The sequence below is a fragment of the Erwinia sp. genome (genome assembly GCF_031978025.1).
Lineage (GTDB): Bacteria > Pseudomonadota > Gammaproteobacteria > Enterobacterales > Enterobacteriaceae > Erwinia.
Genome location: NZ_DALZCD010000041.1, coordinates 1 through 21,054, shown reverse-complemented (window position 1 = coordinate 21,054; position 21,054 = coordinate 1). Strand labels below are relative to the sequence as shown.

The window sequence follows — 21,054 nt, the reverse complement described above, 5'->3', positions numbered from 1 at the left end:
ACCGCCGGGGAATATACCAGCAACATGTTCTGGATAGTGGGAATAGCACTGATCGCCTCGTGGGGAGTGGCGGTGCTGTTTACCCCCTGGCTGGGAGTGAAGCTGCTGCCGGATATCAAAAAAGTGCAGGGCGGGCACGAGGCGATCTACAACACCCCTCATTACAATCGCCTCAGACTTCTGCTGAACAAGGTCATCGCGCGCAAATGGTGGGTCGCCTGTGCCGTAACAGGCTGCTTTGCGGTTGCGTTGTCCGGCATGGGGCTGGTAAAAAAACAATTCTTTCCCACCTCCGATCGTCCCGAAGTGCTGGTCGAAGTGCAAATGCCCTATGGGACGTCTGTTGAACAGACCAGCCAGGCGACAGCGCGGATTGAGCATTGGCTCCAAAAGCAGCGGGAAACGCGTACGGTGACGGCCTACATCGGCCAGGGTGCACCTCGCTTCTATCTGGCCATGGCGCCGGAGCTGCCCGATCCCTCTTTTGCGAAGATTGTGGTGCTGACTGGCGGAGAGCGCGATCGCGATACATTGAAGCAGCGCTTGCGGGAAGCGGTGGCAGATGGTCTTGCACCTCAGGCGCAGGTGCGTGTTACCCAGCTGGTATTCGGACCTTATTCTCCGTATCCGGTCGCTTACCGGGTGACGGGCCCCGATGCTGATGTGCTGCGCCAGCTCGCCGGCCAGGTAAAGACGCTGATGCAGAACAGCCCGATGATGCGTACCGTCAATACTGACTGGGGATCGCGCGTGCCGGTGGTGCATTTCCGTCTGGATCAGGATCGGCTACAGGCGATGGGGCTGACGCCTGAACAGGCAGCCCGCCAGCTGCAGTTTTACCTGAGCGGTGCGCCTGTTACGGCCGTTCGTGAGGATATTCGCTCCGTGGAAGTGACCGGCCGGGCCGCCGGAGATATTCGGCTCAATCCGGCTCGCCTTGATGGATTGACGCTGGCTGGTGCCCAGGGGCAGCGTATTCCGCTCTCGCAGCTGGGCGAAACGGAAATTCGCATGGAGGAGCCGCTGCTGCGTCGTCGCGACAGAATGCCTACCATAACGGTTCGCGGCGACATTGCCGACGGCCTGCAGCCACCTGACGTCTCTACGGCCATCACGCGGCAGCTTCAGCCGCTGCTGTCCTCGCTGCCGCCGGGATACCGTATTGAGCAGGCAGGCTCTATTGAGGAGTCGGGGAAAGCCATGCAGGCGATGCTGCCGCTGTTCCCCATTATGATTGCCCTGACGCTGCTGATTATCATCCTGCAGGTGCGTTCCATGTCGGCGATGATGATGGTGTTTATGACGGCGCCGCTGGGACTGATTGGGGTCGTGCCCACGCTGCTGCTGTTCCAACAGCCGTTTGGTATCAATGCGCTAGTCGGCCTGATCGCGCTGTCGGGCATTCTGATGCGCAATACGCTGATTTTGATTGGTCAGATCCATCAAAATGAGCGGGAAGGTCAGGAGCCGTTTCACGCTGTTGTCCAGGCGACAGTGCAGCGCGCCCGGCCGGTGCTGCTGACCGCGCTGGCGGCCATCCTGGCATTTATTCCGCTAACGCACTCCGTGTTCTGGGGCACGCTCGCCTTTACGCTTATCGGCGGGACGCTGGGCGGTACCCTGGTAACCCTGCTGTTTTTACCTGCGATGTACGCTATCTGGTTCCGAATTTCTGAGCCGGTGACGTCGCGATCGGCCTTTGATAAAGGGATGAAAAAGGGCGCTTAAACGTCAGGCCCGCAGATACTCTACCGCGATCGTCAATAGCGGCTGGCAGAGATTAAAAGCTGTCGGCCGTTGCTGGCGGAGCGGTAAAACTTGCTGAGCGCGGTTTTGTGGAGGCATAGCCGCTACCGGTAAAATGCGCAGAACGGTGCAGTGATCCTCGCCAGGCATGTTTAATCCTGGTTTTCGCGGGGAAGCGATGCCCGTCTTGCCCAATCCGCGAGCGCCAGCTGAAGGTGATATTCAATAAAGCCCGCCTTAAAAGTGCTGTAGCGATGCATATCATTTTCACTTGCCCGTGCCGCCGAACGCTTTACCTCGGTATACCGTTCTGCCGCTTCCTGATTTCCAATAAGATAATCACGAAAGGCCAGATGCCTGACGATTTGCCTGTCACCTGTGGCAAAAGCATGCACCTGATGACTACGCTGCTCTCCGCCTTTGGTAAAATACCTGCGGTTCGGGATCCCGTTTTCCCCACGCGCGCGGTATCCGGCTCGCGCCATGGCCGCATTTAAGGTGTCCAGCGCGTTCAGGCTAACCACTTCAAGCAATATATCTATAGTGGGTTTTGCTGCCAGGCCCGGCACTGACGTGCTGCCAACGTGATGAATTTGCGCAATAACGTGGCCCAGCGTCCTCTTTAACAGCAGGCTTTCATCTTCAAACATGGCTGGCCACTGCTTATCGTAAGCAGCAATCGTGACTTTTCTCATCCCCCGGCTCCTTATCTTCCCGTAATTTTTGCTATAAGTTTACCTTGTCGGCTGATGACGTCCCTCAGCTCTGCTGGCTGATTTTTAATGTCCCACAAGAGCAGCCATCTTTCCTGGTCATTTTTGCCGAAAAAGCGGCATTGCTCCGGTAAAGCAGGGGGAAGAGAGAGGAAGCAGGCAGGGGAAACAGAACCGCTCCAACAGGAGGGTGTCCCTGGTTTCATGGCGGGTCGCCCGTGGCCTTTTGAATAAATATTACGGTACAGAGGCGTGTACCGGAAGGCATCATGAAAATCGTTCATGTTCGTTGAAATTAAATCACTTTTCCTCAACCGGCGACTCAGGCATAAAGGATGTAACGTTAATAACTTTAGATAATATGAAATCTGGGATGGCCTGCAAGGCAACATATAAATCAGATTTATAACAAAACAGGATACCAGACCGCGATGAATACAGCGTTTACCTTTACGATTAAAAGCCTTCGTTTCGACGAGAATTATAACCCTTCCGGGAATACGCGCATCACCACCAACTTTGCCAATCTGGCCAGGGGTGAAAAGCGGCAGGAGAACCTGCGCAACGCCCTGGTAATGATTAATAACCGTTTCAATGCCCTGGCAGATTGGGATAATCCCCGCGCCGATCGTTATTCGGTTGAGCTGGATATCGTCTCTGCTGAGTTAAACGTTGAGGTCAGGGGCAACGCCTTCCCGGTAATTGAAATATTAAAAACCACTATCGTTGACAAAAAAACTAACGAACGTATTGATGGGATTGTGGGCAATAACTTTTCCTCTTACGTGCGGGATTATGATTTTAGCGTAGTGCTGCCAGAACATAATAAGAATCAGACCGGATTCACCCTTCCGGTTAATTTTGGTGAGCTACACGGCAACATATTTAAACGCTTCGTTAATTCAGACGTCTACAAACAAAACTTTAATAAAGCCCCGGTCATCTGCCTGAGCGTCTCGACTAAAAACACCTATTGTCGCACGGCGAATCAGCATCCCGTATTAGGCGTTGAGTATCAACAGGATGAGCCTTCACTGACCGACATCTACTTTGCAAAAATGGGGCTGCAGGCGCGCTATTTCATGCCGCCAAATAGCGTGGCGCCCTTAGCCTTTTATTTTCACGGTGATTTGCTCAGCGATTACACCAATCTTGAGCTGGTCAGTACTATCAGTACGATGGAAACGTTCCAGAAGATTTATCGTCCTGAGGTTTACAACGCTAATTCTGTTGCCGGAAAGCTGTATCAGCCTAACCTGAATCACCAGGATTATTCTTTAACCCGCATTGTTTACGATCGGGAAGAGCGCAGCCAGTTAGCCGTTGAGCAGGGGAAGTTTACTGAAGAGCATTTCATTAAACCTTACCAGACTGTCCTTGAGCAATGGGCTACCGATTCCGCTCTTTAATAAACCGAAAAAATAAGGTCACCTTTTATGAAAAAGCTTTTACCGACATCGACTGCTGGCAGCTTACCTAAACCTTCGTGGCTTGCGCAGCCGGAGACGCTTTGGTCACCCTGGAAATTACAGGGCAGTGAGTTGGTCGACGGCAAGCAGGATGCGCTTCGCCTGTGTCTGACCGATCAGCTGCAGGCCGGTATTGATATCGTCAGTGACGGTGAACAAACGCGCCAGCATTTTGTAACGACCTTTATTGAGCACCTTAGCGGCGTTGATTTTGAAAAGCGCCAGATCGTTAAAATTCGCGATCGCTATGATGCAAGCGTTCCTACGGTGGTGGGTGAGGTCACTCGCCAAAAACCTGTTTTTGTAGAAGACGCCAAATTTTTACGTCAGCAAACCAGCCAGCCGATTAAATGGGCTCTGCCTGGCCCTATGACGATGATAGATACGCTGTATGACAGCCACTATAAAAGCCGTGAAAAGCTGGCCTGGGAATTCGCCAAAATCCTGAATCAGGAAGCCAAAGAGTTAGAAGCGGCTGGCGTTGATATTATTCAGTTCGATGAGCCCGCCTTTAATGTCTTTTTTGATGAGGTGAATGACTGGGGCATCGCCGCTTTAGAAAGAGCCGTTGAAGGGCTTAACTGTGAAACTGCCGTGCATATTTGCTACGGGTACGGCATTAAAGCCAATACGGACTGGAAAAAAACGCTGGGTTCAGAGTGGCGACAGTATGAAGAGGTTTTCCCAAAACTGAAAACGTCGGCCATTGATATCATCTCGCTGGAATGCCAGAACTCACATGTCCCGATGGACCTGATTGAGCTTATTCGTGGTAAAAAAGTCATGGTCGGTGCCATCGATGTGGCAACAAATACTATTGAAACGCCGGAGGAAGTGGCTAATACGCTGCGTAAGGCGCTGCAGTTTGTCGACGCCGACAAGCTCTATCCTTCAACCAATTGCGGCATGGTCCCCCTGGGTCGTCAGGTCGCCATGGGCAAGTTGAATGCCCTGAGCGCGGGTGCAGAAATTGTCCGCAGAGAAATTCTGGCCAGGTAAGTTCGCAGCCTACCAAAGTATCTGAAAGACATTCAGTCCGGGGATGGTTAATGCGCCAAAAAGCCAACCGGACTGAGTGTTAGTGAGTATGTCCTTTCCTGCCTGCGTGATTTACCCATCCCGGAAAATAACCCCTTTCACGCCAGGCCAATCGCAGCCCGGTATCATTACGGCACTGGTGTAGCATGCCTTTTGTAGCCACTTCCCATCCTGATTGATTTTTAAACCTTCCTTGTGGAGGCAATTTTTAAAATAACCAAATTTGTAGACAGCAGAGAGAGTTGCCGGCCTGCAAGCTAACCACAATCCTGATGTCCGGGTGTGAAACATGCCACACAATTTGATTGTTACTCTCAAGAGTTTTTTCATGTTGACGATACACACAGTAATCATCTGCCTGTTGGTATCCTTCCATGAAAGTTTCAACCCGTATTATCGGAGGCTTCGGCCTTATGGTACTGCTGCTGGCCATCTGCGTCGGCGTGGCTATCAATGCTCTTAACCATGCCCGGGACGATATGGGCGACGTGGTAAATGTCAAAATGAAAAAGTTTCAGCTGGCGCTTGATATGCGCGCCAGCGTACGTGACTTGTCTATTGCGGTCAGAAACCTGGCATTGTTATCCGATCCAAAAGAAATGGCGCCCGAATGGGTGCGCGTGCAGACCCAGAAAAGCCTGTTCATCAAAAATCGTGAGGCGCTGGGCGAGCTGATGAAAACGGATTCGGTCCCGGCGGGTCGGGAGGCGTTTCGGAAAATTTTGGAAAGAGAAGGACCCGCCATGGCGAGCTTTGAACAGGCTGGCCAGCTTGGTTTGCAGAATCGCCAGCAGGAGACCGTTACGTACTTAATGACCGTCTCCCGGCCGGCGCAGCGGTCGTTACAGGAAGCGCTTAATACCCTGACCGATATACAAATGCATAATGCCCGCAGTGCCGTGGAAAGTAGCAGCGAACAGAGCCGTCGTGCCGCAATCCTGCTGGGCGGTCTGGTGCTGATATCGGTCGTGCTTGCTGCCGTTACCGGTTTCATGCTTATACGGACGCTGATGCGCCAGCTGGGCGGCGAGCCGACCCAGGCACAGAGCCTGGCGGCCGCGATCGCTGGTGGAGACCTGACGTCCCGGGTCATGCTTCGTCCCGGTGATAATACCAGCATGCTGGCGTCGCTGGCCCTGATGCAAAATCGCCTTAGCGAACTGGTTTCGCAGATTAAGGACGCCTCGGCTTCCGTTTCGCTTGCTTCTGATGAAATTGCCAGAGGCAATACTGAGCTCTCGGCACGTACTGAACAGCAGGCAGCAGCGCTACAGGAAACGGCTGCAAGCATGGAAGAATTAACCGCGACGGTGAAAAGCAACACGGCGGGGGCGACTTATACGGCTGGCTCGGCGCGTGAGGCGGCCACACTCGTCCGGAACGGTGAAAAGAACGTGCGTCAAATGACCGAAACCATGGCAGATATCTCTGCCAGCGCGGCAAAAGTACGGGATATCACCGGCACGATTGAGAGTATTGCCTTTCAGACTAATATCCTGGCACTGAACGCAGCGGTAGAGGCGGCTCGGGCGGGCGAACAGGGGCGGGGATTTGCCGTGGTCGCCAGCGAAGTCCGTACGCTGGCGCAACGTAGCGCGACGGCCGCGCGAGATATAAAAGGCCTGATTGAGAACGCGGTGACCATGGTCGAAGCAGGGGTGATAGTGGCTGACAGCACGGCGGAAAATATTATGAGCGTGACCGGGAAAGTCAGCGAGCTGGCTGAAGCCATGGACGAGATCGCACTGGCTTCAAACGAGCAAATGCAGGGGATTTCCCAGGTGACCGTGGCCGTAGGGCAGATGGACGGCGTGACCCAGAGCAACGCCGCGCTGGTAGAAGAGTCAACGACCGCTTCTCAGTCGCTGGCGGAACAGGTTCACGCGCTTCGAGGGATGGTCGATACTTTCCGTGTTTGAATTGGTCGGAAAGGGAGGTCATATCCCGTTTCCGGCTGAGGGCGTGCCGATCCGATACCGTACGAAAGGTTGAACCATCGGCTCGCGCGTCGGAAAAGCCAATTCGTCGTAATAAGTGATGGGCCCGAAGAGGTATTTATTTAAATAAAACAGTATACTACGCATTAATGTTAGCGATCTTTAAGACCGGATACGGTGCTGGTTCTGTTAGCCGGGCCAGCGCAGGCAGAAAGTCGCTAGAATTAACGTTAAATTAAATCTTCGGAGTAACTAATGAACGACGACATCCCACTTAAATATTATGACATCGTGGATGAGTATTCGACAGAATGCGCGAAACCTGTGGCCGACGCGGAGCGCGATTCTCTGGCGCACTATTTCCAGCTGCTAATAGGTCGGTTATCGAATAATGAAGAAATCGACGAGGACGCGCAAAGAGAGATGGCTAAAGAGGCCGGTATCAATGAAGGACGGATAGATGATATAGCCGCATTTCTCAATCAATGGGGCAATGAGTAGCTTTATCCTACCGGCTTAACGTGACAGGAAAAGAGCCTGTCCGGCATCGAGGGGGCGTTGGCTAACTATTTTGCTTCCTGCCCGGAATCACTAACCGATTAAGACCCTTACCCGGCCCACGCCGGGTTCCTGTGGACGTTTGTAACGCAACTGCAGGAAAATCAGCCTTGGTATCTTTCCTGAAGGGCTGAAAATAGTATTCGGAAAGCTTAGCGACAGCGCGACATTCTTATCATCAGAACGGGTGCGGCAATTGTGATGGGAATGGATAAACCCGCAGATGCAGGCCATACTGTTTTTTTTCTGGCGGCTTAACAGATATTTTTCAGGAGGTTTCCTGAGAAGGTGTGCCCGTATCATAAAATGAGCGGGATGCTGTAAATTTAAGTAAAAATGAATGCTTTATGGCTATAACGCACCGATGATATTAAGCCAAATTTAACCGTTATCAACCCTGTTTTTCAGGGCTTACCTTCAGGATCCGACAGGAAAAGATGCCTTATTCACTCCCCCTTCGCACGATGACGGTTTTGGCGCTTATGATTGTAGCGGGCTGTTCCTCCCATACGCGTGATGAGGCCAATGGTGATAACGTCAAAGCGACTCATCGGGCCGGCGAACCCGACCTTATTCCTGTGATAGCAGCGTTACATGACCAGATGTACTCATGGGAAGGCACGCCTTATCAATGGGGCGGCACGGAGCTTTCCGGCGTGGACTGTTCAGGCTTTGTCTGGCGCACCCTTAAAGACCGCTTTAACTTACCGATGAAGCGCGTAACCACCAGCCAGCTGATCCATATGGGCACCCGTATTCAGCCCGATCGCTTACAGCCTGGCGATTTGGTTTTTTTCCGTGTTAATCGCCAGATGCACGTGGGCTTTTATGATACCGATCGGCATTTCCTTCACGCTTCGGCCAGCCGCGGCGTAATGCGCTCGTCACTGGATAACGTTTACTGGAAATCGGTGTTCCTTGAAGCCCGCAGGCTACCTAATGAACATGGCGCACAAATATCATTTAATTACGATGATGAAGATAAAAGCGCGCTGGCTAAAAATTAACTATTTCGTCAAGAGTAGTAACAGATAAATCCCCGACTTTTGCTGCTTCGCATTATTTTTTTCAGGTTAGGCGAAGTGCTCGCTGCGGGCGGGGTAATGATAAGAGTTTGAAGGCTTGTGGGATGAAAGAGCACTAACGAACAGGATCTGTCCTGTTTCAGTGGACTATCCCACCAGGAAAGCGGGGCGTACTTTTCTGACCAATGCGAAGGGAGATGAAGATGGAAAAAAGGGGCCGGGTAGAGCCACCCTTTGTTTGTCCTTATTCTTCAACCGATCCAGCAGGTCAGCAAGGTCACGCGGGTGAATATGTTTTTGCAGGAGCGTCAGGGCTGCCATACTTCGATGGGTCATGATTTCATCGTCAGGTATCACCATAACGTCGACCAGATGAAAACGACCGCTATAGAGCTTTTCTGCACAAACAGGATCGGCAAATTCATCCAGCCATCGCGAGGAGCAGGGGCTGCACCTGCCGGTGTAGAATAACCCGCGGCAGCTTTTTATGCCCCTTGTCCAGGTGACGCTGCATAGCCGCTACCGCATAGCGAAGAAGCCGGAAAACCATGTGCCTGTCCGGCGTGGACTGATATTCGATCAGCTCGTGCACAAAGGCGTCACCGGCCGTGGTTTTCAGGTTATAGAGCACGTCGCTGAACCAGGGCCGCAGATTTTCCTCAATAAAGCTTCCGGACTCCAGTTTTAGCGTATTAAAATCGCACAGGTTTTGAAGATCTGCCGGCAGATGCAGCTGCATAAAATCTCGCGCAGTCTCTGGATGTGTCAGAAACTGCTTGAATGTCAGGTCGTGTGGCGTTGGCGAGACATTTTTCCAGGCCTGGCATTTTTCTCAGACATCATCGTTTCCGTTGTCTGGCTGATAAAGAGCCATACTAAACCTGTTCGGGTGGTGCATTGACCATAGGGCTTTCATCAGGATCCTTCCTTTTTAGGTTTAAAAGCATTACTAATCAATATATTGGATAGCATGCTCGTCCTTTTATGGGGCCATTACGCCCTTTAACCGACAGTCATCCAGCCCTTTTTCATCGGGCTGGTTTTAGCGTCAGGATGCCGCCTGAAAAAAAACCATACTTTTCTGTACACAGGCTATCCACTTTTTCTGTGGATAAAATTATAACGCGTCAGATAGTCAGATCTTTTCCGACACGCGCGCATGGGCGATAAATTATGGTGCCTTTTTCTCCATTAAATCCACCATGGCTCCCTGATGAGCATCAACATTACGGATATAGCGCATCAGCGTTTCCGGCTTTTTCCAGGTGCCTTCCTGCATGATTTGCGCCACCGCATATCCCTGCTTCGCCATATCCTGAGCTGCGCCAACGCGGGCACTGTGCCCGCTCCAGCCGCCATACCGATTCTTATTTAATTTTGCAGACTGGCTGTTGCCAGCGGCATACCAGGCATGGGCAAAGATCGTTTCGAACGCGGGCGTGCTTAACGGGCGATCGACAATAAGAACGGCTTTATTGCCGCGATGCACAGGACAGAACAGAAAGGCATCCGGTTCGGCCGCCAGACCAGCCGCCGCTATCCACTCCTGCAGGCGCTGTGTCGACAGGCTGCTCAGTGCCTTAATCAAACCGCCCGTCTGTACAATGGTTTTAGTCCAGGCGACATCAAGAATGATGCGTCCGTCTTCGGCAAACGTAATGTCACGGACCCGAAGGCGGGAAAGCTCGCTGACACGCAACAGCGTATTGTACGCAACATGAAGGAAGGCCAGATTGCGTTTCTCTTTTAGTAAAGAAGAATGTCGCCACAACTCATCAAGCATTCTCAGATCGACCAGACGAAAAGGGATCGCCTGCCCGGTACGCTCACCGCCTAAAACGGCTGCACGATTTATCTTTTTGATCGCGCGGAAAACAAGCGGCGAAGCGTTGGGCGGCACCAGACCGGCATTACGATGTAACATTGAAATCAGCGAGGCGTGAGTGGCAATGGTCGAAGAGGCTCGCCCGTTCAACTGAAGGAAATGAAGGTAATCGCGAAGGTCGGCATCAGTCATAGGTAAAAAGCTACGGGCCTGCTCACTGGCCCATTGATAGCAGACGCGCATAACACTAAGCAGCTGTCGCCAGGTGTTGGATGAAAAGGCATCCCTGTCCTGAACGAACGCTTTTAGCCGCGCGGTGATATCTTCATCCGCGGTAAAAGTCGATACCAGGCTACCGTTGGCGATAATTTCGTCCATTGTCAGGTGACACTCCTTCACTTCTGTTGCGAACGCACTACGCGAATTCAATAAGGGATCGGGTGGCCCCGAAAAATTTACCTAGCCTCGCCGATTGCAGGCTGCATTTCAACTTATCTTCGTGTTCAGTACACCATTGCCGTTGGCCATCAGGCCGCTCCTGCCCGGTAGACCTGCTTCAGGGCTCTTTATAGTGAATGGATAAACTGATGAAATCAGGGCCGGGGCATGTTTCAAAATAATCTCAGGCGGTTAGGGGGCCTGAAGCAGGCATCACCCCGGAGGGGCCGTGTATGTTAATAGCCGACAAGCTAAAAGCGGCTTTTCACCAAAAGTGTTAACAGTCATGCGTCTCTTTTCATCAGACTTAAACTGAATCGCCTTTAGTACTGAGGACTTGCTCCAGGAGGATCGAATCCCGCGCGTTTTTCAGCACAGGCGGAACGGTGATAATAAAATGTATCATTTACACGGTTAACTTCATTATAAAGGGGGTAGGCTCCTCCTTAGCGAATTAATATAAGCAGGCTGTGCGATATTTCCATAATATGCATCTACACTTCATCCTTAAATTTAAGGGGGAGTCATGCAAAAAATAATTGTTTTTGATGTCAACGAGACGCTTCTGGATATAGAAGCACTAAACCCGTTCTTTTTCCGGGTTTTTGGTGACGAGAAGGTGATGCGTCAGTGGTTCTCTGAGTTAATTATCTATTCTCAGGCGCTTACGCTTAGCGGCAGCTATAAACCTTTTGGCGAGCTTGCGGTAGCCGTATTGCAGATGGTGGCCGATATAAGAGGAGAAGGGCTTTCAGATGAAAACATTGATGAATTCAGGGAGCAGTTGGCAATGCTTCCTGCTCACCCGGATGCGATCCCGGCGTTAGATATGCTCAAAGCCGCAGGGTTTCGCCTGGTGACGCTGACGAACTCATCAACCCGGGCGGGTCAGAAAGTGCTCGAACGCTCGGGCCTTGCCCGCTTTTTTGAAAAGCAATTTTCGGTTGAGGAAGTTAAACGTTTCAAGCCTGCTTCTGAAAATTATACCCATGTTGCACTGGCGTTAGGCGTGGACGCCGATCGGCTGCGCCTGGTGGCAGCACATGCCTGGGACGTAATAGGCGCAATAGCCTGTGGCTGGAAAGGCGCGCTGGTTACCCGTCCGGGCAATGCAGCCCTGCAAGCTGGGGAACAACCCGATATTTTTGGCAACGATCTTATCACCGTCGCGCATCGCATCATCAGTATGGATGGCTCTGATTAAACGTTAGCCCGCTGACATCCCGCTGCCCGCAAAGTGGATTACGGGCGGCAGGACGTCAGCAGGGTTATATTTAATCCATCTAATACAAAAGATATTCTTATCATCCCCTGTTATCCCGCGCATCTCCTTTTATTTCATTCCTGACGTTAAATAGCGCTGTACACCAGAAGGGAAATAACCATCAACGCCAGGATGATATTCCGAACAAGGACCGCAGTCGGCGGAAATCATTACAATTGGTAAACATTCCCTTTGAGGTCTCAGGGTGAAAAAGGAAAACGACGATTGCGATCTTTTGCCTAAAAACGATAGCCACACTTTATGTCAGTGATTATTTGGCAATAAGGGAAATTTATGCGGGCGCCTTGCGGTGGCGAATAAAATTTACCGACAGTCCCTGTTAATTCTCCAGATACTGCCGATATAAGATCTGGATACTTTTATTGAGACTGGCGACAGGCCAGGTATTCTGAAACGGCATCCCTTTGCTTTGCCAGAGGGGCAATGTTTATTCGGAAAGATTTATTTCATTATACGCGATGCAATTTCTGACGGGTAGTCAATATTATGCAGAGGTAAACCCCTTTTTTAATGATAACTACTTAATATTTAACTTATTATAATGCCGGGGGTCTCGGATGCACCTGAAACTTCTATGGTTAGCAATGCTTAATATTGTCACCATATTTTTACTTTCTGCCCTGTGGGAGTACGGACTTGAGGGACAAATTTCTACGCTCCTCGGTCTGGAGTACAGTGCGGATTTTGAAACCAGTGAAAGACTGAGGTTTATTCTGACCTCGTCTGGCTTTGCTCTGTTGGCCATGATTATCCCGGGCCTGCTTATCGGCAGGCTCGTACGTAAAATGCTCACGGCTGAAAAAAATGCCCTTCGACTGGCCGATACGGATGAACTTACCGGGGTGGGTAATCGTCGGGCATTCAGCGCTCGTATTGCCCAGCTTGACGCAGCCGGGCAGCCTTATTTTCTTACGTTACTCGACATCAATGATTTTAAAAGCATTAATGACCTGAACGGGCACCATCAGGGGGATGCCACGCTGGTTTCTCTGGCCAACCTGCTGGCGGAATCTGTCAGCCCGCACACCCATGTGTTTCGCATCGGCGGTGATGAGTTTGCTATGACCTCGGGCGGTGGGCAGCCTGAAGAGGCGGTCAGAACGGCGGCCACTCTCCGTCTTCGTGCCACGGAGATCCGCACCGGGCCTCACACCTTTCTGGGACTGTCGATTGGAGTAGCGTGTTCGACCTGCTGCGGTGGTTCCGGCATCGTGCGGGCAGCCGATTTGGCTATGTACGAAGCCAAGCGGGATAAAACGCCGTACCCGGTCCATTTTTCACCGGATATGGAGCTGACTTTCCTCCGCAGAGAAAAGCTTGAGCATGACGTTACCGAAGCGATTAAAAATCATGCCATCGTCCCTTTCCTGCAGCCCATCGTCTGTCTACAGACAGGCCGCATTACCGGTTTCGAGATCCTGGCACGCTGGATATCCGGCTCTGGTAAAGTGATAGCGCCTGCGGTGTTTATCCCCGTAGTGGAAAAGCTGGGATTGATGGATACCCTGACCGTTGAGCTGCTGCAGGCCGTCGTCCTTAAGATTTCGGGCTGGCCTGCAGGGCTGCACCTGGCGCTGAATATCACGCCGGAACAGCTGCTCAATCCGGTGCTGACGGATTGTTTGTCCGACATCATGCAGCAGGCTGTCCAGATAAAGCTGGAACTGGAGATCACTGAGCAGAATGTAATGACGATTTCTGAAGAAGCCAGGCAGGCTATCCGTGTTCTGCAGGAGGGAGGGATCAGCGTAGTGCTGGATGATTTTGGCACCGGTTATTCGAATCTTTCGGTCCTGTTGGGCCTTGGCATTACCCGGATCAAGATCGATCGCTCGTTTATCGCCACCGTGGTGGACGCTTCTCAGCAGCAGAAGGTGGTAGAGACCCTGCTGTCACTGTGTCAGGAACTGAAGGTAAGGGTCACGGCAGAGGGTATTGAGGATCTGACCACGCTCGAATGGCTACAAAAACGGTACTGTGATTACGGTCAGGGTTATCTTTTCAGCCGCCCCGTGCCTGTCGATCAGGCGACGGCTCTGCTTGACTCAGCCGTTGCGCCGGGATTCTTTACCTTTGAATTGGTGGCGGTAGTATAGGCAGGGCTGGCGGGCAGCTTTTTCCCGGATGAGATAAACGGTTATCCTGCCATGCTCTACAGAACACTTTCTGTTTCTTGTTCGCAGATAAACAGTCTGGCATGAGTAAAGGAGCAGTTCTGCCGTCCGGTACTCTCTCGCCGTTGCGCTAAAGGGGGGGCTGGAGCGCTGACACAGCAGCTAACACCAGGAGCGGATATTATCGGTGTCTGCCCGGCGCCAGGCAGCGCGGTTGCTATTCGGCCGCTGCCTTGGGGCAGGGCCGATAGCAACGAAAGCGGTTTGGCTTTTATTTCTGTTCCTGCTGTTTGCTGTTTGCCTCTTTTTCTTTCTCTTTCTCTTTCTTTTTAGCCATATGATGGCCAACCGCACAGCCTGCTGCCGCACCGGCTACGCCGTGGTGGGCGACATGGCCTGCGATGCCCCCGGCAGCAGCGCCTTTCAGGCAACCTTTTGCATCAGCCTGTGAACTCATCACCAAAAGCATGCCGGCAGTGAGGGCGATAACAGATAATTTTTTCATGGTACTCTTCCTGGATTAAGTGGGGGTCAACTGCATGCTTGAGCATAGTCAATCCGCGCATCCGGCATAGCGAAAATACATAAATCTAAAACTTACTTACCTGCCGTTACGCTTTTGTAAAAAAACGAGACTGCATCGGCTTCTTTCTGTACACGCTTGCGATAATTCAACGCCCACCGTAGCCCTTGCGTATTGACCAGACGGTGCGAAACAAAAATCAGCTTGCTGTTCTGCAGCAAACATTAATAAAAGTCGCATCAGGTTTACTAAAGCGAGGCAGCATGACCATTTTTCACCCGAATAAAACCCCTCTTTTTTAAGTTTGCAACGCCAAAGCCTGACCAGCAGGACGGGTGCCGAAAAGTCAGATCAGCCTTTCCTTGAGGCTAAATCATTAACCCGATCTTATGGCTGAAGGCTATTCCTTTTCCTGTATGCTTTGTAAAATCATTTTTTTAAGCCAGTCAGTAGATAACTTTTTACCCCCTCGTTTGTGGGAATATATTTTGACGGTAAAAGGCGGAGCAAAAAAAGGGAGTTTAAAAATCTTAACGGTTGCCAGCTCTGTCATTTTGCTGGCGACGAATGAGGGGATGGCCATTAAAAGCTCGCTCTCAGCAATAATGTGCGGCGAGACAAGCATTGAGGGCGTCCTGAGGGTAATTTTACGTGCCAGGCCTGAACGCGCAAGGTGGGCATCCAGTAGGCCTTTTTTCTCATTCCAGGGCGTTACCACTACGTGTCCCGCCGACAAATAATCTTCCAGCGTCATGTTGAGGCGACGAATATTACTGATAACAACAAATTCATCGCTGAGTAAATCCACCTCCTCCAAATCCGGGTGTTTAATATCATTTGCCTCGCTGAAGCTCAACGCCAGTTCAATTTCACCCGCCAGCAGCTCCTTCAGGGCCGGATTATAAGGCAAATGGCAAAGCTCGAATGTTATACCAGGTGCCGCTTTTTCTATGGCCTTCATCAATTCGGGAAAAATGCAAAAAGCCGTGTAGTCCGTCACGGCAATTCTGAACGTTTCCGTGCTGGTAAGGGGATCGAAAGGCTGTACCGGGCTGAGATGCTGATTAAGCACGGACAGGGAGGAGGCAATATGAGGCGCCAGCTGACAGGCGAATACGCTGGGGCGCATTTCATGCCCTTCACGGTAAAAAAGCGGATCCTTAAGAAATTCACGCAGTCGTGTTAAAGCATGGCTTAGCGCAGAAGTACTCATAGAAAGCTCTGCGGCAGCAAGCCTGACGGAGCGGTGTCTGTAAACGGCATCGAACACGGGCAGCAGATTAAGATCGAGACGCCGTAGCACATGATGCATGAAATTCACCTGTCATTGATTTTATTGCACTTATTTCATTGAACAATACCGATTATCCTTGCAGGCAGCAAACAATACTGAGGGGGGAAAGTTTATGGCCGTTATTATTCGGCAAGCCGGTGCGGCAGATACGGATGCTATTTATAATATGATAAACGGATTGTCCGTTTACCGGGAAACGCCACTGGACGCCCTGCCGGATGTTGAGGAACTGCGAAAGTTCCTGTTTTCTTCAGAGGCGACGCCCGAAGCGTACATCGGTGAAATCGATGGCACGATTGTGGGTTATGCCGTTATCTCACTGAGCTATTCTACCTGGCCCGGTCGCTACAGCCTCAACGTGGAAGATCTCTACTTTACCCCGGATTACCGGGGACGCGGCGCAGGTAAAGTCATGCTGCAGTACATTGCTCAGCTGGCCATAGCCCGGCGGTGTAACCGGATAGAATGGAATGTGCTGGAGTGGGACCGGTCAGCCAAAGATTTTTACGACAGTATCAATGCGCTTCCCCTGAGCGAATGGGTACGCTACAGGCTTGACGGGCCTGCTCTGGAAAGATTTGCTTCGCAGGAGGCCGTCTGAAGCCGCCTGTGTTTGCCGGAAGGCTTCACGTCTCGGGGACTTTTACAGGCTGACTACCGTGCAGGGCGCTGGTCAAACCGTCACCTTGCTAACGCACGCAAAAAACCGGCTGGTTAGCCGGTTTGCTATTACCCGATCCGGCTTTAAAAGCCAGAGCGGTGGGGAGAGTGCCGACAGATTTGGTACTGCCGGCTTCAGGCTGAAATCAGAGCGATTTCAGGAAAGCCAGCAGATCGCTATTCAACTGGTCAGAATGCGTTACAGCAAAGCCATGCGGCGCATTGTCATACACTTTCAGCTGCGCACCTTCAATCATCTCTGCGGCCAGTTTGCCGGTTGATTCAAACGGCACGACCTGGTCATTGCTGCCGTGAATAATCAGTGAGGGCACGTCGATCTTCGCCATGTCCGGACGGAAATCGGTAGTGGAAAACGCCTTAACACAGTCCAGCGTGCCTTTGAGCGAAGCCAGCAGCGCAACGTTCAGCGTCTGGGTCAGTACGCCTGCTGAAACCGCCTGTCCGGCATTGGTGCCGTAAAACGGGACGGCGAAATCACTGATGAACTGCGCGCGATCCTGGCGCAATCCGGCCAGAATACCGTCAAATACGGACGCCTCAACACCCTGCGGAAAATCATCAAACTGTCCGAAAGCAGGGGTGACCGCACCAAGCAGGACCAGGCCATCCACGCGTGCGCTGCCGTAGTTGTTGATGTAGCGCGTGACGTCGCCGCCGCCCATGGAGAAGCCCACCAGCGTCACGTTCTGCAAATCAAGGCTGTTGACTAAATCGTTGATGTCCGACGCGAAAGTATCGTAGTCGTAGCCGGTCCACGGCTGGTCGGAGCGACCAAAGCCGCGGCGATCGAAAGCGATAACGCGATAGCCGTTCTCAGCCAGGAAATTCAGCTGGTTATCCCACATATCCGCATCCAGCGGCCAGCCGTGGCTGAACAGCACCGGCTTTCCTTTTCCCCAGTCCTTAAAGTAAAGCTGCGTACCGTCGCCGGTCTTAATCATACTCATACTTTTCCCCTTACGGTTATCGTGAACAAAGCTACGGTCATTCTGGCGCAATCAGATACCGTACAATGGGCATCTGTTCGGCCTGATGGAAGGCATAAACACGGCTCTGGATTTTCCGATCGTTCATGGTATAGCGCTCAAGCTGCCGCAGTTGCTCCATCCAGGAACCCACGACGAAAGTTTCCACGAAAATGCCTGGCTGGAAGATGTCTTCATAAAGTGCCCAGTTAATGGCGCCGCTGCGTCGGCGAACGCGCCTCATGTCCTGCATACACACCGTAAAGGCATGCGCATCCTGCTGACGGATTTGATACTCGTAGCTCACCCTTACCGGCCCGCGGTCATGATGAATGTCCAGCGTCGGGACCGGATCGCTGAGTTCACTGACATCCAGATTCAGGTCCGGATCCTTGTCCAGGCGCCAGCGCAGAACGGTAAGACTGGCCAGTACCATGCCCAGCGTGGCCGTACATAATGAAAGCGGAATGCCGTATCGCGAGGCCAGTTGTCCCCAGACGGCACTGCCTACGGTCATTGAGCCAAAGAACACGGTCAGATAGACCGCCAGCGCACGCGCTTTAACCCATCTTGCCGCGCTGCGCTGCGCGCCCAAATTCAGCGTGGAAAGGACGGTAATCCAGGCAAAGCCGGTGAAGAATTCAAAAGCGTTAAGCCACCAGAAATGACGTATAAAAGCCAGCGCGAGCAGGGTCGTGGCAAACAGCAGGCTTGCCATCACCATCAGCCGGTCGGCGCTAAAACGCTTACGTAGACGAGGCAGCAAAACCGCTCCGCAGATAGCGCCTACGCCGATAAAGGCCAGCATGATGCCATAGCCACCCGGCCCCAGACCCAACTCGCGGCGGGCAACCAGCGGCAGCAAAGCCCAGCCGGCACTGCCAAACACAAAGAACGCCACGGTACGAACCAGCACGTTACGCAGCACCGGAGCAGCATGCACGTAGCGCAGCCCGGCACGAACTGCCGAAAAGAAATGTTCCGGCGGCAGGCGCTGGACGTCAGGGGAGGCTTTCCAGCGCCAGAGTACCCAGGCGACACCAAGGACGGACAGGGCGTTGAGCAGGAAAACCATCCAGGGCCCGACAAACGACAGGATCAGCCCGCCGAGCGCCGGACCGATGGCACGGCTGATGTTGATACCCAGTGAGTTCAGTGCGATAGCCGGCCCCAGCTCCGCCTTTTTCACCAGATCCGGCACGATGGCCTGAAACGGCGGTGAGCTCATGGCGGCGCCCATGCTCATCAGAAATGCTGCGATCAGCAGGACTAACGGCGTGACATGGCCGGTAAAGGAAAGCACGGTCAGACCTGTCGCGGCAATAAAAACCCAGAGCTGAGAGAACAGCAGATATTTACGGCGGTCGATAATATCAGCCAGCACGCCCGAGGGAAGGGCGAACAGGAACATAGGCAGGCTACCGGCCGCCTGAACCAGCGCCACGCTCAGCGGATCGGCGCTGAGCGTCAACATCGTCCAGTTGACGCCCACGTCGTTCATCCATGAACCCATGTTGGAGACAACCGTGGCAATCCACAGCATACGGAATACCGGCTGGCGCAGCGGTTGCCAGGGAGAAGGCGTCGCAGGTAAAAGAGCCTCGTCCTGCGTGACGTCCTGAAGGTCGTTAACCTGCGCCATGTTGCACCTCGCTTCGCGTCGCGACAGCGAGCCGCCATCGTCCCGGGCCGGTGATGGCCAGAGTGGTAAAGATAATCAGCAGCAGCCAGCCAAACTGTCCTTCAGCCATGCTCCAGTCGGGGTGGACAAACACCATCGCCACCAGCAGGACACCTATCACCGGCAGACAGGCAGCCGAAGTGAATACACCGGCCAGGATGAAAATGGGACAAACAACTTCGGCAAAAATAGCCGGTAGCAGGCTCATATAAGGACCGAGGCCGAAGGGATCCTCGATACGTGTCAGTTCTTCGCTGAAATGGAATACCTTTGGCAAGCCGTGAACGGACAGCAGCAGCAGGCAGCCGGTAAGACGCAGGAAGAACAGCCCCGCATCGGTGCGGGGCGATGGAGAAAACGGAGGCTTTATCATGATCAAAACGCAAAGCAGCTGCAGCCGAGCGCGCCCCAGAAGGCGTTTTCCTCGGATACCGGCAGGCTGGCGCCACGCGCGATATCGTGCGAATGGCTGTGCACGCCGCAAGGGCCGCTGCACTGGTGAGGCCTCTGCTGCATGCCGAGCCTGGTTGCCTCAGCAGGCGGCGCGCTGCGATAGTGACCCGGAAACTTCGTGACCGGTGACCAGTCGGGCAGTACCGGGAGAGCCGGCGGCGCTTCGCTGCTGAAGGCACCGGCAGCGTAAACGATGTTGCCATCCACGAAGGTAAGCACCGACTCAATGCCTTTAATCTCTTCCTCCGGCACGCTGAAGTAATCCTTGCTCAGCACCACCAGGTCGGCCAGCTGCCCGGCTTTGATCTGGCCTTTTTTATCCTGTTCGCTGGAAAACCAGGCGCTGCCCTGGGTCCACAGCATCAGCGCAGTATCGCGATCCAGGCGGGCGTTGACGTCATACATCTGCATCCCTCCCACGGTGCGACCGGAGACCAGCCAGTAAAGCGCGGTCCACGGGTTATAGCTGGCAACGCGCGTGGCGTCAGTGCCCAGGCCGACCGGCACGCCGGTTTCCAGCATACGCGCTACTGGTGGCGTATGACGGGTAGCCTCAATACCATAGCGTTCGGCAAAGTATTCCCCCTGGAAGGCCATACGGTGCTGTACCGCAATACCGCCACCTAACTCTTTAATACGGTCAATATTGCGTTGCGTTACCGTTTCAGCATGGTCGAAAAACCAGTGCAGGCCGTTAAACGGAATCTCCCGGTTGACCTTCTCGAACACGTCCAGCATGCGGCTAATCGATTCATCGTAGGTGGCATGCAGGCGGAACGGCCAGCGGTGTTCGACCAGATGACGCACCACCCGCTCCAGTTCGTCTTCCATGCCCGGCGCCAGATCCGGTCTTGGCTCCAGAAAGTCCTCAAAGTCGGCCGCAGAGAAGACCAGCATTTCACCCGCGCCATTGTGACGGAAATAGTCGCTGCCCTGGCCCGGCGTAAGCATGTCCGTCCATTTTTCAAAATCTTCCAGCTCCTGTCCCGGGCGCTGGGTGAAAAGGTTGTAGGCGATGCGGATCGTCATCTGCTTCTTCTCATGCAGTTCGGCGATCACTTCATAATCTTCCGGGTAGTTCTGGAAACCGCCGCCCGCGTCAATGGCGCTGGTCAGGCCAAGACGGGTCAGCTCACGCATAAACTGGCGGGTGGAGTTCACCTGCTGCTCCAGTGGCAGCCTGGGCCCCTTCGCCAGCGTGGCATACAGAATCATGGCGTTAGGACGGGCAATCAACATCCCCGTTGGATTACCGTTGCTGTCTCGCTGGATCTCGCCCCCCGGAGGGTTTGGCGTGTCTTTGGTATAC

General features: G+C 53.0%; 17 protein-coding genes and 1 pseudogene. 9 read left to right on the top strand and 9 right to left on the bottom strand.

Features of this window, described 5'->3' with window-relative positions:
• On the top strand, positions 1 to 1,728 hold a 1,728-nt coding region (locus RTK32_RS05255; RefSeq protein ID WP_312042438.1), incomplete at its 5' end, for an efflux RND transporter permease subunit.
• A 170-nt stretch (positions 1,729 to 1,898) separates the two neighbouring features.
• On the opposite strand, the gene RTK32_RS05250 is transcribed toward RTK32_RS05255, so the two are convergent.
• A complete protein-coding gene (locus tag RTK32_RS05250; RefSeq protein ID WP_312042437.1) occupies positions 1,899 to 2,441 on the bottom strand; it encodes a GrpB family protein in 543 nt (180 codons plus the stop codon).
• Positions 2,442 to 2,890: 449 nt separating this feature from the next.
• Here RTK32_RS05250 and RTK32_RS05245 point away from each other — a divergent pair, with 449 nt between their 5' ends.
• The 5 genes from RTK32_RS05245 (at position 2,891) to RTK32_RS05225 (ending at position 8,468) form a co-directional block, all read left to right on the top strand.
• The gene (locus tag RTK32_RS05245; RefSeq protein WP_312042436.1) at positions 2,891 to 3,868 is read left to right on the top strand and encodes a DUF1852 domain-containing protein; all 978 of its coding nucleotides are present in this window, start codon (positions 2,891 to 2,893) and stop codon (positions 3,866 to 3,868) included.
• Between the two features lie 27 nt (positions 3,869 to 3,895).
• Positions 3,896 to 4,927, top strand: coding sequence for a methionine synthase (locus RTK32_RS05240; RefSeq protein ID WP_312042435.1), 1,032 nt, complete (start codon positions 3,896 to 3,898; stop codon positions 4,925 to 4,927).
• A gap of 413 nt (positions 4,928 to 5,340) precedes the next feature.
• Positions 5,341 to 6,885 carry a methyl-accepting chemotaxis protein gene (locus RTK32_RS05235; RefSeq protein WP_312042434.1) on the top strand — a complete coding sequence of 515 codons (1,545 nt, stop codon included), beginning with the start codon at positions 5,341 to 5,343 and terminating at the stop codon, positions 6,883 to 6,885.
• Between the two features lie 273 nt (positions 6,886 to 7,158).
• On the top strand, positions 7,159 to 7,404 hold the full coding sequence (locus RTK32_RS05230; RefSeq protein ID WP_312042433.1) for a YmjA family protein: 246 nt from the start codon (positions 7,159 to 7,161) through the stop codon (positions 7,402 to 7,404).
• A 494-nt stretch (positions 7,405 to 7,898) separates the two neighbouring features.
• Positions 7,899 to 8,468, top strand: coding sequence for an NlpC/P60 family protein (locus tag RTK32_RS05225; RefSeq protein WP_312042432.1), 570 nt, complete (start codon positions 7,899 to 7,901; stop codon positions 8,466 to 8,468).
• Positions 8,469 to 8,738: 270 nt separating this feature from the next.
• Here the strand turns inward: RTK32_RS05225 and RTK32_RS05220 are convergent.
• Positions 8,739 to 9,273: pseudogene (locus RTK32_RS05220) on the bottom strand (Rpn family recombination-promoting nuclease/putative transposase); the annotation flags it as partial.
• Positions 9,274 to 9,657: 384 nt separating this feature from the next.
• Positions 9,658 to 10,689 carry a tyrosine-type recombinase/integrase gene (locus tag RTK32_RS05215; RefSeq protein ID WP_312042431.1) on the bottom strand — a complete coding sequence of 344 codons (1,032 nt, stop codon included), beginning with the start codon at positions 10,687 to 10,689 and terminating at the stop codon, positions 9,658 to 9,660.
• A gap of 586 nt (positions 10,690 to 11,275) precedes the next feature.
• Here RTK32_RS05215 and RTK32_RS05210 point away from each other — a divergent pair.
• Entirely contained in the window at positions 11,276 to 11,953 is a 678-nt protein-coding gene (locus tag RTK32_RS05210; RefSeq protein WP_312042430.1) for a haloacid dehalogenase type II, read from the top strand.
• 638 nt (positions 11,954 to 12,591) lie between these two features.
• On the top strand, positions 12,592 to 14,130 hold the full coding sequence (locus tag RTK32_RS05205) for a bifunctional diguanylate cyclase/phosphodiesterase (RefSeq protein WP_312042429.1): 1,539 nt from the start codon (positions 12,592 to 12,594) through the stop codon (positions 14,128 to 14,130).
• Between the two features lie 289 nt (positions 14,131 to 14,419).
• Here the strand turns inward: RTK32_RS05205 and RTK32_RS05200 are convergent, their stop codons facing one another.
• On the bottom strand, positions 14,420 to 14,653 hold the full coding sequence (locus RTK32_RS05200; RefSeq protein ID WP_312042428.1) for a hypothetical protein: 234 nt from the start codon (positions 14,651 to 14,653) through the stop codon (positions 14,420 to 14,422).
• A 418-nt stretch (positions 14,654 to 15,071) separates the two neighbouring features.
• The gene (locus RTK32_RS05195) at positions 15,072 to 15,983 is read right to left on the bottom strand and encodes a LysR family transcriptional regulator (protein WP_312042427.1); all 912 of its coding nucleotides are present in this window, start codon (positions 15,981 to 15,983) and stop codon (positions 15,072 to 15,074) included.
• Positions 15,984 to 16,077: 94 nt separating this feature from the next.
• Between RTK32_RS05195 and RTK32_RS05190 the strand changes: the two genes are divergently transcribed.
• The gene (locus tag RTK32_RS05190; protein WP_312042426.1) at positions 16,078 to 16,566 is read left to right on the top strand and encodes a GNAT family N-acetyltransferase; all 489 of its coding nucleotides are present in this window, start codon (positions 16,078 to 16,080) and stop codon (positions 16,564 to 16,566) included.
• A 205-nt stretch (positions 16,567 to 16,771) separates the two neighbouring features.
• On the opposite strand, the gene RTK32_RS05185 is transcribed toward RTK32_RS05190, so the two are convergent.
• From RTK32_RS05185 to RTK32_RS05170, 4 genes are all read right to left on the bottom strand, one after another.
• On the bottom strand, positions 16,772 to 17,593 hold the full coding sequence (locus tag RTK32_RS05185) for an alpha/beta hydrolase (RefSeq protein ID WP_312042425.1): 822 nt from the start codon (positions 17,591 to 17,593) through the stop codon (positions 16,772 to 16,774).
• A gap of 37 nt (positions 17,594 to 17,630) precedes the next feature.
• Positions 17,631 to 19,253: an MFS transporter gene (locus RTK32_RS05180; protein WP_312042424.1), complete on the bottom strand. Its 1,623-nt coding sequence runs from the start codon at positions 19,251 to 19,253 to the stop codon at positions 17,631 to 17,633.
• Positions 19,240 to 19,665 carry a DoxX family protein gene (locus tag RTK32_RS05175; RefSeq protein ID WP_312042423.1) on the bottom strand — a complete coding sequence of 142 codons (426 nt, stop codon included), beginning with the start codon at positions 19,663 to 19,665 and terminating at the stop codon, positions 19,240 to 19,242. The genes RTK32_RS05180 and RTK32_RS05175 overlap by 14 nt, the downstream gene beginning before the upstream one ends.
• Before the next feature lie 2 nt (positions 19,666 to 19,667).
• Positions 19,668 to 21,054, bottom strand: a 1,387-nt coding sequence (locus RTK32_RS05170) for an amidohydrolase (RefSeq protein ID WP_312042422.1), incomplete at its 5' end; no start/stop codon positions are given.

What these genes read in the sequence shown, in the direction of transcription:
- RTK32_RS05240 (WP_312042435.1), top strand. Translation starts at nt 3,896, where the DNA reads ATGAAAAAGCTTTTACCGACATCGACTGCTGGCAGCTTACCTAAACCT.
- RTK32_RS05230 (WP_312042433.1), top strand. Translation starts at nt 7,159, where the DNA reads ATGAACGACGACATCCCACTTAAATATTATGACATCGTGGATGAGTAT.
- RTK32_RS05200 (WP_312042428.1), bottom strand. Translation starts at nt 14,653, where the DNA reads ATGAAAAAATTATCTGTTATCGCCCTCACTGCCGGCATGCTTTTGGTG.
- RTK32_RS05190 (WP_312042426.1), top strand. Translation starts at nt 16,078, where the DNA reads ATGGCCGTTATTATTCGGCAAGCCGGTGCGGCAGATACGGATGCTATT.
- RTK32_RS05185 (WP_312042425.1), bottom strand. Translation starts at nt 17,593, where the DNA reads ATGAGTATGATTAAGACCGGCGACGGTACGCAGCTTTACTTTAAGGAC.
- RTK32_RS05210 (WP_312042430.1), top strand. Translation starts at nt 11,276, where the DNA reads ATGCAAAAAATAATTGTTTTTGATGTCAACGAGACGCTTCTGGATATA.
- RTK32_RS05205 (WP_312042429.1), top strand. Translation starts at nt 12,592, where the DNA reads ATGCACCTGAAACTTCTATGGTTAGCAATGCTTAATATTGTCACCATA.
- RTK32_RS05250 (WP_312042437.1), bottom strand. Translation starts at nt 2,441, where the DNA reads ATGAGAAAAGTCACGATTGCTGCTTACGATAAGCAGTGGCCAGCCATG.
- RTK32_RS05215 (WP_312042431.1), bottom strand. Translation starts at nt 10,689, where the DNA reads ATGGACGAAATTATCGCCAACGGTAGCCTGGTATCGACTTTTACCGCG.
- RTK32_RS05245 (WP_312042436.1), top strand. Translation starts at nt 2,891, where the DNA reads ATGAATACAGCGTTTACCTTTACGATTAAAAGCCTTCGTTTCGACGAG.
- RTK32_RS05180 (WP_312042424.1), bottom strand. Translation starts at nt 19,253, where the DNA reads ATGGCGCAGGTTAACGACCTTCAGGACGTCACGCAGGACGAGGCTCTT.
- RTK32_RS05195 (WP_312042427.1), bottom strand. Translation starts at nt 15,983, where the DNA reads ATGCATCATGTGCTACGGCGTCTCGATCTTAATCTGCTGCCCGTGTTC.
- RTK32_RS05235 (WP_312042434.1), top strand. Translation starts at nt 5,341, where the DNA reads ATGAAAGTTTCAACCCGTATTATCGGAGGCTTCGGCCTTATGGTACTG.
- RTK32_RS05225 (WP_312042432.1), top strand. Translation starts at nt 7,899, where the DNA reads ATGCCTTATTCACTCCCCCTTCGCACGATGACGGTTTTGGCGCTTATG.
- RTK32_RS05175 (WP_312042423.1), bottom strand. Translation starts at nt 19,665, where the DNA reads ATGATAAAGCCTCCGTTTTCTCCATCGCCCCGCACCGATGCGGGGCTG.